We start from the raw sequence: 12,779 nt of genomic DNA on the forward strand, positions 1-12,779 counted from the left end.
ATAGAAAGGAACTAAGTAGATGAGACGGATGTTAGATCAACAGATTGATAATTTAAAAAAAGAATTTACGACCATGAGCTTGAATGTAGAGGCTGCCATTAAAAACAGCCTGTTAGCTTTTGCGGAGCAAGACTTAGAATTGGTGCAAGAGGTGATTGCTAACGATGAGACCATCAATGCCCAGGAAATTCACTTAGAAAAGCAATGCACCCAGGTAATCGCCCTCCAACAACCTGTGGCTAGTGATTTGCGGTTAATTATTGCCATGCTAAAAGCCAGCTCTGACTTAGAACGGTTAGGCGACCATGCAATCAGCATTGCTAAGGCTACCAACCATTTTGAAAATGAACAGCGTGATGAAGCTATCGACGCGACGGTAATCGAAATGGGGCAAGCAATCCAAGCGATGCTGGCTAAAATTATTCGCGCCTATGAAAATTTAGACACTAAGCAGGCAATCGAAATTGCTAATCAAGACAACGAAATCAATGACTACTTCAAACGAATTAGAAAGTTATCGCTAACGGAAATTCACAACGACACTGACTTTGCCGAAAGTGGGATTGATTACCTAAATGTGGCTAACCACCTCGAAAGAATGGGCGATTACATCATTAACCTGGCTGAATGGATTTTTTATGCGACTGAGGGTAAGATTACCGAATTAGGGCGTAACGATTTGTAAGGGGTTTGACTTTCAAATTAAAAATGAAAAAATGACAAAAATAGAGAAAAACTTATAAAAATGGTACGTTCACTTACAAAAATGTGTTAAAATAAAGACGTGCTCATAAGAGTAATTTTAGATGTAAACTTTTTAGGAGGCTGTTTTATGTCATTCGTAAACGGTAACGAAATCTTTACTGCTGCCCGTCAAGGTCACTATGCAGTAGGTGCTTTTAACACAAACAACTTGGAATGGACACGCGCTATCTTAAAGGCTGCCCAAGAAAAGAACACACCTGTTTTAATTCAAGTTTCAATGGGTGCTGCTAAGTACATGGGTGACTACAAGTTAGTTAAGACTTTAGTTGAAGAAGAAATGCGTGTAATGGGTATCACTGTTCCTGTTGTTATGCACTTAGACCATGGTAACTACGAAGCTGCTAAGGCATGTATCGAAGCTGGTTACACATCAGTTATGTTTGATGGCCACGACTTACCATTCGAAGAAAACTTGGCTAAGACAAAGGAAATTGTTGAATTAGCACACGCTAAGGGTATTTCTGTTGAAGCTGAAGTTGGTTCAATCGGTGGTGAAGAAGACGGTATCATCGGTGCCGGTGAATTAGCTGACGTTGAAGAAGCTAAGCAAATTGCTGCTTTAGGCGTTGACTACTTAGCATGTGGGATTGGTAACATCCACGGTAAGTACCCAGAAAACTGGCAAGGTTTAAACTTTGACCGTTTGAAGGAACTTGCAGACGCTATCGACACACCACTTGTATTACACGGTGGTTCCGGTATCCCTCAAGAACAAGTTGTTAAGGCAATCAAGATGGGTGTTTCAAAGGTTAACATCAACACAGAATGCCAATTAGCATTTGCTGACGCAACTCGTAAGTATGTTGAAGCAGGTAAGGACTTAGAAGGTAAAGGTTACGATCCTCGTAAATTACTTGCACCTGGTACACAAGCAATCGTTGACACTGTTAAGGAAATCATCGACTGGCTTGGTACACCAGCAGTTAAATAATTAAGATTTAACTGATTAAAAATTGCCCCGGTTAGTAGCGCTACTAGCCGGGGCAATTTTTTTATTCACGCTGGTGTTGCTGATGCTGAAGTTCGATTAGGCGGCTAGAGATTAATTTATAAATCACCGCCCGGACAGCGAATTGGACCGTGAAATTAATCACGCTGTCACTGGCATCAACCTGGAGAATCTTTTCTTCTTGCTGTCTGACCTGAATTAAAGTGCTATTAAAAACAGACGCAAAGTGATTGTAGGCCTCCTTTACCGTGCTTTGTGCGATGACCTCCCGAATGCTTTTTTTAATAATTTCAAGCGAGTAAACATTTTTTAAGAGGCTAATTACAATTAACTCCGCGATGTGTTCGGGTTGGTACTTTTTCTTGATGGGGCGGGCCATCAAACCTTTTTTGACATAGCTATTAACCATTGATGAGGTAATGGGACTATCTGTAAGGTTGTCTAAATAACGATTACCCAAGCTAACCAGTTGATCCATATAAAGTTCAAAGTCTGGAAACTCCTCCCAGGTCGGTAGGTTGGGCGCTTGAAAATTTTTAAGCCAGTTGGCTAACATAACTGTATCCATAAGAATTTCTGCTACATAAAATGTGAACAAATATAATCAAATATAGCAAATGATTATATCTGAGAAAGAATATAGTTTTCCTTTCCTAATTTTATTTACTACCGTCAACACCAGTATTCCCATATCCCAACTCGGGGGTAATGACAGTGACTGACTCTTGTAGCTTAAGGGTGTAGCCCACCCCGTTAATTTTTATAGTAAGGCAAGTAAATTTCTCACGGCATTTTCGTCTCTGTCCATAACTGCCCCGCAGTCATAACAAATATACTCGTTATGTTTGGTTTTGTGTTTCTTGTTGCCGTCAAGTCCGACTTTATCTTTACCGGTCTTGACATGGCCACAAGCAGAACAACGCTGAGTACTTGGATAGTAACGGTTTGCTAGGATTAGCTCCTTGCCATACCATTTACACTTATATTTTAAAACTTGCTTGAAATAGCCAAACATTGATCGGTGTAAGCCTTTAGACGCAACGTGACTCATTTGCATCTGCTTAACTGCTAAATCTTCGATGGCAATTCGGTCATAATTATCGACTAGCATGGTGGTAAACTTTTGGACAATATCATGTTGGATATTGGCAACTTTGCGATAATCACGTTGTAACTTGGCTTTCGTCTTAACGTAATTATTTGCTTGGGTTGCTTTCTTTCCGTTTGCCACCCGTTTTCTAGCTAAGAGGCGTTGGTAATGCTTAATGCGTTTGTACAAAGCCTTTAAGTTGTTAGGCAAAGTTTTGACTTGGCCTTCGGTATAGTCAAAGTGACCAACATTAGCGTCAACGGCTGTCTTTTGTCCGGTCTTAGTTTTCTTCGTCACCTTAACTTCAAAGGGTAAGCTCGCCCAGTACTTACCGTTTTCACGATAAATCGAGACGACTTTTAAATCACCATTTAAGTCGTCAGCGCCCTTAAAACTAATATCAGCCCAGGCTTTAATCCCCTGCGGCTTATCCAACCGTAACTTACCGTTAACAATCTGAGCCCGGTCCGTCTTAAAACCCTGGCGGGCTGTCTTTTTAGACTTAAACTTTGGTTTGCCCCAATCCGGTAATGACTTTTTAAAAAAGTTTTGCCAAGCTTTACCTAAGTCAGAAATAGCTAGCTGTAAACACCGGGCCGACAGTTGATACTGCCAATCTTCCTTGTTGGCAACTAATTCATCGCGAACCTTGTGGGCGCTTGGCCGAAGCTTTTTATCGTCTAAAATTAACGAAGCGTCATATATGTCATTCCATAAAGATAAGCCTTGATTCCAACAATACCTGCGATAGTCACATAAATCATCGAGGACTTGCTTCATAGTTTGATTAGGATATAGCCTAACCTTTTGTACGCATAGCATAAACTCACCTCCTATTACAGAGATGATAACACTTTCTTAGCTAAACTTCAAAACATAAGTTCTAGAACGTATCAATCCCACATTTTTACTTTCTGATTGATTATATTAGCCGTTATTTGATTATGTTTTAATATATTTTTATTAACAGTTGAACCCTCCCGTAAGTTTACTTAAGTAAAGTATACCATAAAATCACCTTTATAAAGATTTAAACTTTATATCTAGACTAATAGTCTAGGTTATATTGAATTTAGATTTAATTTGTTTTAAAATAAAGGCAGTAAGAGGACGGGAGGAGTTTAACTGTTACCAAAAATATAGAATATTGTAGAAAACAATAGAATTATAGTCAATCAGAAAATAAAAAATGTAGGATTGATAGGTTCTAGAACTTATGTTTTGAATTTTATTTAAGAAAGTGCTATCATCTCTGTAACAGGAGGTGAGTTTAATGCTACGTGTACAAAAAGTTAGGCTGTATCCTAACGAAATCATGAAACAAGTGCTTGGTGATTTATGTGATTATCGCAGATATTGTTGGAATCAAGGCTTAGCTTTATGGAATGATATGTATGATGCCTCCTTAGTTTTAGGAGATAAAGAATTACGTCCAAGTGAACGTAAAGTCCGGGACGAATTAGTTGCTAACAAGGAAGATTGGCAGTACCAACTGTCAGCTCGTTGTTTACAGCTAGCCATTTCTGATTTAGGTAAAGCTTGGCAAAACTTCTTTAAGAAGTCATTACCGGATTGGGGAAAACCAAAGTTTAAGTCTAAAAAGACGGCCTGTCAGGGTTTTAAGACGGATCGGGCTCAGATTGTTAATGGTAAGTTACGGTTGGATAAGCCGCAGGGGGTTAAAGCCTGGGCTGATATTAGATTTAAAGGCGCTAATGATTTAAATGGCGAGTTAAAAGTCGTCTCGATTTACCGTGAAAACGGTAAGTACTGGGCTAGTTTACCCTTTGAAGTTAAGGTGACGAAAAAAGCTAAGACCGGACAAAAGACAGCCGTTGACGTTAATGTTGGTCACTTTGACTATCCTGAAGGTCAAGTCAAGACCTTGCCTAACAATTTAAAAGCTTTGTACAAACGCATTAAGCATTACCAACGCCTCTTAGCTAGAAAACGAGTGGCAAACGGAAAGAAAGCGACCCAAGCAAATAATTACGTTAAGACGAGAGCCAAGTTACAACGTGATTATCGCAAAGTCGCTAGTATTCAACATGATATTGTTCAAAAGTTTACCACCATGCTAGTCAATAATTATGATCGCATTGCCATTGAAGATTTAGCTGTTAAGCAGATGCAGATGAGTCACGTCGCGTCTAAAGGCTTACACCGGTCAATGTTTGGCTATTTTAAGCAAGCTTTAAAATATAAGTGTGAATGGTATGGCAAGGAGTTAATCTTAGCGGACCCTTACTATCCAAGTACCCAGCGCTGTTCTCAGTGTGGTCATGTCAAGACCGGCGCAGATAAAGTCGAGCTTGACGGCAACAAGAAACACGGGACGAAACATAACGAGTATGTTTGTTATGAGTGCGGGGCAGTTATGGAGCGAGACGAAAATGCCGTGAGAAACTTACTTGTTTTACTGTAAAAATAAACGGGGTGGGCTACACCCTTAAGCTACAAGAGTCAGTCACTGTCATTACCCCCGAGTTGGGATATGGGAATACTGGTGTTGACGGTAGTAAATAAAATTAAGAAAGGAAAAACTATATTCTTTCTAATAATGTAGAAGAAGCGACACTTTCTTCTATGTTATTCTACATTTTATATAGCAGGTTTTATAATGGATCGAAAATCGCAAATTATCAATGAAGTTTTAAGTGCAGTTTCACATGGAATTGGGGTGGGGTTAAGCATTGCCGGCCTAGTCTTTTTGATTATTAAGGGGGTAGCATCAAACAGTGGTCAAGCCTTGTTTGCCTACCTAGTTTATGGTATCTCCTTATTAGGCTTGTACAGCTTTTCGATGCTCTTTCACAGCCTCTATTTCACCCGGGCGCGGCGCTTATTTCAGATTTTTGACCACTGTGGGATTTTCCTCTTAATTGCTGGGACCTACACTCCATATTGCTTATTAGCAATCAAGGGGAACTTGGGTTTAGGTTTACTGATCATTATTTGGTTACTAGCTATCTTTGGAATTATTTACCATATCTTAGCTAAAAAAAGGTTGCAGTGGATAGAAACCTTAACCTTTGTGATTATGGGTTGGCTGTGCCTAATCGGGGCGCGGCCACTAGCCCAGGCTTTAGGCAGCCATGGCTTAACCTTATTAGTATTCGGGGGGATTGTCTTTACCTTAGGGGCGCTAGTTTATAGCATAAAGGGAGTCAAGTATGCCCACGTTTACTGGCACTTCTTTGTGATGCTGGGGTCCTTGTTGATGTTCTTTTCAATATATTACTATATTTAATATTAGTGTTATCATTTCCATAAACTTAGTTGCAAAAAAGATAATTAATTATTGATTGATTATTTTAAAAGCTTGGTAGTTGCATAAAAATTTTGCAAAATATTTATATTTACGAATGTAAACGCTTGCCATCGAATTGGAAATATGCTAGGCTAAACTTAAAGTTAGGTAGCTCTGAGAGGAGATGGGGTCAATGCCAGTAGTAAAGCTGACAGCAAAACAGGAAACTGTTTTAGATCGTTTTGTAAATGAAATCAATGTTTTGAATGCATTAGCTGACGTTAAGCGGCAGCAAATTATTGTTATTTTGTGTAAACATGAAAAGGAAGGCTTGACCGTAACAGATATTACCAACCAGATGGAGATTACTCAGCCAGCTGTTTCACATCATCTGAAGATTTTACGGGAAGCAGGGTTAGTATCATTTAGAAAAAATGGCCTACAAAGTGTCTACTATCTAACGGTCAGTGAACCACTTAAGAATTTGGAAGAGGTAGTACACGCTTTGAGAACCGAGATTGTAGAAGCCTAAATTTGCTACCTAATAAAAAAGCCAGGACATGACTTATCAGCTAAGGTTGATAGTGATGTCCTTTTTTAAGCACACAAAAAAGAGTCAAGCTAGTTAAAAGCTATCAGCTAACTAACTAACTTGACTCTTTTACATTTGATCCATAGTCTGATTTAATAAATAATCAACCCGATTATTTCCCGGGTTATTTGCATGGCCCTTAGTCCAAGTATAATAAGGGGTGGAGAAGTTAGGTAATAAGGTGGCAACCTCTTGCCAAAGCTCCTTATTTAGGACTGCATTTCCGTCTGCTTTGCGCCAATTCCGGCGTTGCCAAGAAGTAAGCCACCCCTTAGTGAGACTGTCTAATACGTAGCGAGAATCTAAGACAAATTCCAACGGTTCATGATTCAGCCCCAGCGCTAGTAATTTTTTAAGGGCTTGGAGAAAGGCCATGATTTCCATCCGGTTATTGGTGCTACCATACTCACCGCCGCTTTCCTCATAGCTTCCCGTTGGGGTGTTAATCAAGTAGGCCCAAGCAGCCTTATCATCTACCTTAACATGCTGGCCTAATTTGTTGCCATGGTTACGTGAGCCTCCGTCCGTATAAACTTGAATCGCCGCCTTTTTAAGGCTAGTGGATGGTTGGGTAGTGCTTGACTCCGCATTTAGCCAGTTAAGTGCAGCAGTTTTATCAGTAAACCCCTTAAAGCGGGCATTAGGGAAGCCGCTTACCTGTTTTTGACAGTCAGGCCAGCTGGTAAAAATCCCAGTTTGCCGTCCACGTTTGACCGCGTAAAATTTCCCCACGATAATCTTCCTTTCACTTTATAAGATAAATATATTATACCTTAAAGGTCAGTGAAATAGGAAAGGACTTCTTGTTCACTTAGTTTGGCCCGGGCTGCTCCGGCAACATCTAAGACAACCTGACCGTTGTTTAAAATGATGGTACGGTTACCATACTTCAGGGCATCCTTAAGCTGGTGGGTAATCATGATACAAGTTAACTTTTCGGCTTGTACCACCTCATCTGTTAAGGCTAGTAACTGTTTTGAGGTGTTAGGATCGAGGGCAGCTGTGTGTTCGTCTAACAATAATAACTCCGGCCGGTTAAGGGTGGCCATCAAGAAGCTCAGTGTTTGTCTTTGCCCACCAGAAAGCGAACCGGTAGCGGTGTTTAAGTGTTCGCTCAGTCCGTTTGGCAACTTAGCCGTCAAGCTTTCAAACTCTTGGCGGTGTTGTTTGAGGTGGCGGAGGCGTAAAGTTCGTTTTTGGCCCCGCTTATAGGCCAGCAGGAGGTTTTCTGCGACAGTCATTCTAGGGGCGGTTCCCATTTTAGGGTCTTGAAAAACCTGGGCAATGTATTGGGCACGTTTTACCTCGTTGAGTTTAGTCAAATCCTGACCCTTGAGGCTAATGGAACCCTGATCTGGACTTAGGGCCCCGTTGATTACGTTTAAGAGGGTCGACTTACCGGCCCCGTTGGTACCTAAGAGGGTGATAAAGTCCCCTTGATTTACTTGTAGCGAAAGATTTTTTAGGATCTGGCGTTCTTCACTAGTTCCCTTGTTGACAATGGTGGAAATATTATTTAACTCCAATAATGCTGTCATGGCTTTTTAACCCCCTTAGAAATAAGACCAGTTAGATTTAGTTTACGTTCAATTAATGGTAGCATTAAGCACAGTGCTAAGACTAGGGCTGAAAGTAGCTTAAAGTCGTTAGTGCTAAAGCCGAGTTGCAAGACGATTAGGAGGACAAACCGGTAGAAGATACTACCAATCACAACGGCAATTAGGCGGGCCGTTAAGGAGAGTTCATCAAAGGCGACTTCCCCAATAATGATTGCCGCTAAGCCGATAACGATTGTTCCAATCCCCATGTTAACATCAGCGTAGCCGTTATTTTGCGCGATTAGCCCACCGGCTAAACTAATCAGGGCATTAGAAATCATCAACCCTAAGATTTTCATGGCGTCGGTGCTAATCCCTAAGGAGCGCGCCATCTTTTCGTTATCGCCGGTAGCGATGAAAGCTTGTCCTAAATCGGTGTTTAAGAAGAGGGCTAACAGGCTGATAACAATCAAAACAACGATAATCCCTAAAAAGACGCTGTTAAATCCTTCTGGCAGTGAGTTGAAGAAGCTGATTGTTAAAATAGTTGGCTTATTTAAAAGACCAACCGTGGCTTTACCCAGGATGCGTAAGTTAATTGAATAAATTCCGGTCATTACCAAAATTCCGGCTAGTAAGATAGGAATCTTTCCCTTAGTGTAAAGCAAGCCGGTAACTAAGCCGGTGAGTAGGCCCGCGCAAAGGGATAGTAAGGTAGCAGTTAGTGGTGAAGCCCCGTGGATTAGGGATGCGACACAGACACTAGCTCCAAAAGGAAAGGTCCCTTCAACGGTCATATCGGGGAAGTTGAGGATACGGAAGGTTAAGAACAGTCCCAAGCCTAAGATACCCCAGATTAGGCCTTGACCGATAGCTGATACAATTAATGTCATTTATAGATTACCCCTTTCTTTTCTGCTTGCTTGATTAAGTCTTGTGGAATATTGATGCCAAATCTTTGAGCCTGGCTGAGGTTAAAGGCGTAGTCACCTTGGGTTACGTGTTGAATTGGCATTTGGTTGGGCTTTTTGCCCTTAAGGATTTGGGCAACTAACTTACCAGTCAAGCGGCCAATATCGTATTGACTCACACTGTAGGTTGCGACCGCGCCGGATTTAACCATGGTTGCTACTGAGGCAAAAACTGGAATTTTAGCAGCGTTGGTATTTTTCAAAAGGGCTTGGATTCCAGAAGCAACCGTGTTATCAGTTGGGACGTAAACGGCTTGCACTTCGTGGGCCATAGTGGCAGCAACCTGATCAATATCGTTGGTGGAAGTGATGGTATAAGTTTTAACCTCGATGCCGGCTTTTTGGGCTAGCTGTTTGAATTCCTTAAATTCTGCGGTAGAAGAATCATCGCTAGAAGTATAAATTCCCCCGATAGTTTTTAGGTTAGGCATTAACTTCTTAATCAACTTTACTTGTTGAGCAACAGGTTCAATATGTTGGGTCCCAGTAATATTGCCATTATCGCTAGGGTTTGTCAGGCTTTTGACTAAGCCGGAACCAACTGGGTCACTAATTGCCCCCATAACAATTGGGGTCTTAGTTGTGACGTGAGCTAATGATTGGGCGGAAGGCGTGGCGATTCCGACCATCACGTTGACTTTTTCGTTGGCGAAGCAGTCGCTCATAGACTTAAGGTTACTTTGATCACCTTGAGCGTTTTGGTAATCAATTTTTAGATTTTTACCAACCACATAGCCATTTTCCTTTAGGCCAGCGATGATACCTTTATGGATAGAATCCAAGGCTGGGTGGGTCATTAATTGTAAGATCCCTACGGTGGGGGTCTTAGCTGCCTGGGTGGCTATCTTTTGTTCATGGAAGAAAGCAAAGGTTAAGAACGCTACCAAGGCGATAATTGTAGTAATTAAACGTTTCATAGAAATTCTCCTTTGTCATAGTATTAAAAAAGAGCGCCCCCGTTGCTACGGGAACGCCCTGTTTGTTCCCCGCACATCGGACTGTGCGGGTTTAGTGAAAAGTTAACCAGCACAGATACGCTCTGAAAAGGTCGTATCCGTACTGAGACGAAAACAACCTACTGCTGGTTTTGCCAACGAGTATTCAAATTTTGCTTAAAGTTGTTTAACATCATAACTCTTCTCCTCCGTTACTTGATACTGTAATCATAAAAGGCAGACTAAAAATTGTCAAGCACTAAAATTAAAACAACCTAAAAATTATCATTTGTTAGTCATAAAAAGTGTTAGTTACCGCTATCATAGCTACTTTTCTATGGTAAAATAGTAGGTAACTATTAAATTGATTGGGAGGACATGATGGATTTTATTAAAAATTTCAATAATAATGCCGCCTTGGTGGCTGATCAGGCTGGCAACGAGTGGATTGTCCTTGGTAAGGGGGTGGGCTTTGGTCAAAAGCTAGGCCAACCTATTGATGAAGCTAAAATTGAAAGGCGTTTCAAAGCGGCGGGTTCTGACGATACTACGCTCGCAACGATTAAAAGCGTTAGTCCGCTAACCCTAGAAGCAACGAGTGCGGCAATTAAGTTGATTGAGGCAGAGTCGTCAATTAGATTTGATAACTTTCAATACCTGGCCTTAGCCGATCACATTGACTTTGCAATTATTCGCTCGGAAGGCGGAATTGACATGGAAGACCGCGCTTTACGCTGGGAGGTAAAACGTCTATTTAAGCAAGAATATAGCCTAGCTAAACGGGTGGTTAAACTAATTAACGGCCTAACGGGGGCGTCTTTACCGGCAAGTGAAGAGGTGTTGATGACCTATCACCTGGTTAATGCAGAATCCGATGGGGCTAAGGTTCAAGATACGATGAAGATTACCAAGCTAATAGTTGGCATTGTAGATATTGTCCAATATCAGTATGGGCTGACCTTGGATGTGGAGTCTTTTAATTACACCCGCTTTATCGGTCATTTGCGGGCCTTTATGGTCCAAAGGTTAAGTAACGCACGTCCATACGGGGCAGAGTTAGACGGTGAATTGTTAGCCTTAATGGAACAAAAATACCCCCAGGCAGCTGTTACGGTTACCCGCATTGATAATTTTTTACAGACTAAGATGGGGTGGACCCTTAACCCAGATGATCGGGTCTATTTAATTTTACATGTTTGGCGGGTAACACATAGGCAAGAACAGTGATTAGAACGCTTGTTTATTTTGTAAAAATATTGTAACATATGGGGTAGCTACTAATGCTAAAGAGGGTGGAGATTATTAATAAGAAAGTTAAAGTTATTGGTGCTAGTATAGTTGCTTTAGTTGTACTTGCTCTAGGGGGCCTAACTTGGTACCAGCACACTCATTTTAATTCACAAGTTACAATCAACGGCACGAAAGTGGGGGGCTTAACGGCTGACGCTGCCTTAAAGAAGTTACGCTCGGTTTCATTGACGAATGCGATTTATCTAGATGGTAAGTTGTTTTATCAAGGCCAAAAGACGGCGGCCGGGTTTACCGCCAGTGATTTAGGGGCGGTCAAAAAGGTCTTAAAAAAGCAGGTAACTTTGTTTCCAACTAAGGCGGCTAAAGACTATGAAATAGCTCCAAGCAAGATTAGTAATTACCGCAAGGTTACTTTAAAACAAGAGCTTAAGGCAAAGTTAGAAAGTGAAAATTTAAAGCGGACTAAGGCTCAAGATGCTTATGCAATCCTAAAAGACGGCAAGGTTTCGGTGGTGCCAGCTAAAAAGGGAAATCAATATGATGTTGCCAAGATTTTAAAGGAATACGACCGTATTAGTTACAGTTCCGACTTAAAATTGCGGGTGCAATACCTACAGCCACTCAGTGCTAAGAGTCAGGAAGTAAAGACCGAACAAACTAAGTTAGCTGAATTAGCTGGGCGCAAAGTGGACTACCAGGTGCAAGATAAGCATTATGAATTGAAGGCTAACGAAATGTTAACCTCAGCTCGCTATGTTGATGGGAAGTATCAATTTGATACAGCCGCGTTAAAGAATAAGGTTAATGAGATTAACCAAGCCCAGGCTACTTTAGGAAAGACCTTTACCTTTACCACCAGCACGGGCAAGACGATTCAGGTGCCGGGTAAGACTTACGGCTGGGCCTTACGGGATAGCGATGCAATCGCAAGTATTACCAAGGCTTATGAAACCGGCAAGACGAGTTTAAATGCCGTTAATGATATTTATGGAATCGGCTACCTGACCTATGGGACGGGGTATGATACCACCCTTAACGGGGGCTTAGGTAATACCTACGCCGAGGTGTCTATTGCAGATCAACACGTTTGGTTATATAAGAACGGCCAACAAGTGGCATCCATTGACGTAGTTACAGGTAAGAAGTCGACCGGCGAAGACACTCCGACAGGTGTTTGGTACATTATGTACAAGCAATCACCATCTGTTTTACGCGGAAGCAGTGCCGGTTCTGGTTCTTACGAAGTAAAGGTTAACTACTGGGCACAATTTACAAATTCTGGCTGTGGTTTTCACGATGCTAGTTGGCGGAAAAATTGGGCTAAAGATGCCTATATTAGCGATGGTTCCGGTGGTTGTGTGAACGTAAAGCCAAGCGAGATGCCTAATATCTATAATAATCTCAGCCAAAAAGAAGCTGTAATTATTTACTAAGTTAA

The 12,779-nt window shown here is 41.3% G+C and carries 13 protein-coding genes; 7 read left to right on the plus strand and 6 right to left on the minus strand.

Features of this window, described 5'->3' with window-relative positions; translation table 11 throughout:
* The first annotated feature begins 19 nt into the window (after nucleotides 1–19).
* Together phoU and fba are read left to right on the plus strand one after the other, a co-directional pair.
* Nucleotides 20–685 carry a phosphate signaling complex protein PhoU gene (gene phoU / locus N4597_RS03015; protein WP_094128017.1) on the plus strand — a complete coding sequence of 222 codons (666 nt, stop codon included), beginning with the start codon at nucleotides 20–22 and terminating at the stop codon, nucleotides 683–685.
* Between the two features lie 147 nt (nucleotides 686–832).
* Complete coding sequence (gene fba / locus N4597_RS03020; RefSeq protein ID WP_050610789.1) at nucleotides 833–1,696, plus strand: class II fructose-1,6-bisphosphate aldolase; 864 nt, start codon at nucleotides 833–835, stop codon at nucleotides 1,694–1,696.
* 61 nt (nucleotides 1,697–1,757) lie between these two features.
* Here the strand turns inward: fba and N4597_RS03025 are convergent, their stop codons facing one another.
* Nucleotides 1,758–2,282: a DUF1836 domain-containing protein gene (locus N4597_RS03025; RefSeq protein WP_082174156.1), complete on the minus strand. Its 525-nt coding sequence runs from the start codon at nucleotides 2,280–2,282 to the stop codon at nucleotides 1,758–1,760.
* 192 nt (nucleotides 2,283–2,474) lie between these two features.
* The gene (locus tag N4597_RS03030; RefSeq protein WP_260904550.1) at nucleotides 2,475–3,626 is read right to left on the minus strand and encodes an RNA-guided endonuclease InsQ/TnpB family protein; all 1,152 of its coding nucleotides are present in this window, start codon (nucleotides 3,624–3,626) and stop codon (nucleotides 2,475–2,477) included.
* Nucleotides 3,627–4,077: 451 nt separating this feature from the next.
* Between N4597_RS03030 and N4597_RS03035 the strand changes: the two genes are divergently transcribed.
* The 3 genes from N4597_RS03035 to N4597_RS03045 all read left to right on the plus strand — a co-directional run bounded on the left by N4597_RS03035 (nucleotide 4,078) and on the right by N4597_RS03045 (nucleotide 6,586).
* Nucleotides 4,078–5,229: an RNA-guided endonuclease InsQ/TnpB family protein gene (locus tag N4597_RS03035; RefSeq protein WP_260904554.1), complete on the plus strand. Its 1,152-nt coding sequence runs from the start codon at nucleotides 4,078–4,080 to the stop codon at nucleotides 5,227–5,229.
* 195 nt (nucleotides 5,230–5,424) lie between these two features.
* Entirely contained in the window at nucleotides 5,425–6,054 is a 630-nt protein-coding gene (gene trhA, locus N4597_RS03040) for a PAQR family membrane homeostasis protein TrhA (RefSeq protein ID WP_167589665.1), read from the plus strand.
* 193 nt (nucleotides 6,055–6,247) lie between these two features.
* The gene (locus tag N4597_RS03045; protein ID WP_050610787.1) at nucleotides 6,248–6,586 is read left to right on the plus strand and encodes an ArsR/SmtB family transcription factor; all 339 of its coding nucleotides are present in this window, start codon (nucleotides 6,248–6,250) and stop codon (nucleotides 6,584–6,586) included.
* Between the two features lie 129 nt (nucleotides 6,587–6,715).
* Here N4597_RS03045 and N4597_RS03050 read toward each other — a convergent pair whose 3' ends face one another.
* From N4597_RS03050 to trpX, 4 genes are read right to left on the minus strand one after another with little or no spacing between them, the layout of a single operon-like run.
* Nucleotides 6,716–7,381: a ribonuclease H family protein gene (locus tag N4597_RS03050; protein WP_260905201.1), complete on the minus strand. Its 666-nt coding sequence runs from the start codon at nucleotides 7,379–7,381 to the stop codon at nucleotides 6,716–6,718.
* 38 nt (nucleotides 7,382–7,419) lie between these two features.
* On the minus strand, nucleotides 7,420–8,184 hold the full coding sequence (locus tag N4597_RS03055) for an ABC transporter ATP-binding protein (RefSeq protein WP_260904557.1): 765 nt from the start codon (nucleotides 8,182–8,184) through the stop codon (nucleotides 7,420–7,422).
* Entirely contained in the window at nucleotides 8,181–9,077 is an 897-nt protein-coding gene (locus N4597_RS03060; RefSeq protein ID WP_260904558.1) for an ABC transporter permease, read from the minus strand. Before N4597_RS03060 ends, N4597_RS03055 begins: the two co-directional genes overlap by 4 nt.
* The gene (gene trpX / locus N4597_RS03065; protein WP_260904559.1) at nucleotides 9,074–10,072 is read right to left on the minus strand and encodes a tryptophan ABC transporter substrate-binding protein; all 999 of its coding nucleotides are present in this window, start codon (nucleotides 10,070–10,072) and stop codon (nucleotides 9,074–9,076) included. The genes N4597_RS03060 and trpX overlap by 4 nt, the downstream gene beginning before the upstream one ends.
* Before the next feature lie 399 nt (nucleotides 10,073–10,471).
* Here trpX and N4597_RS03070 point away from each other — a divergent pair, with 399 nt between their 5' ends.
* Nucleotides 10,472–11,317, plus strand: coding sequence for a PRD domain-containing protein (locus N4597_RS03070; RefSeq protein WP_260904560.1), 846 nt, complete (start codon nucleotides 10,472–10,474; stop codon nucleotides 11,315–11,317).
* Between the two features lie 53 nt (nucleotides 11,318–11,370).
* On the plus strand, nucleotides 11,371–12,774 hold the full coding sequence (locus N4597_RS03075) for a L,D-transpeptidase (protein ID WP_260904561.1): 1,404 nt from the start codon (nucleotides 11,371–11,373) through the stop codon (nucleotides 12,772–12,774).
* Nucleotides 12,775–12,779: the final 5 nt, after the last annotated feature.

The organism is Ligilactobacillus agilis (assembly GCF_025311475.1).
Classification (GTDB): domain Bacteria; phylum Bacillota; class Bacilli; order Lactobacillales; family Lactobacillaceae; genus Ligilactobacillus; species Ligilactobacillus agilis.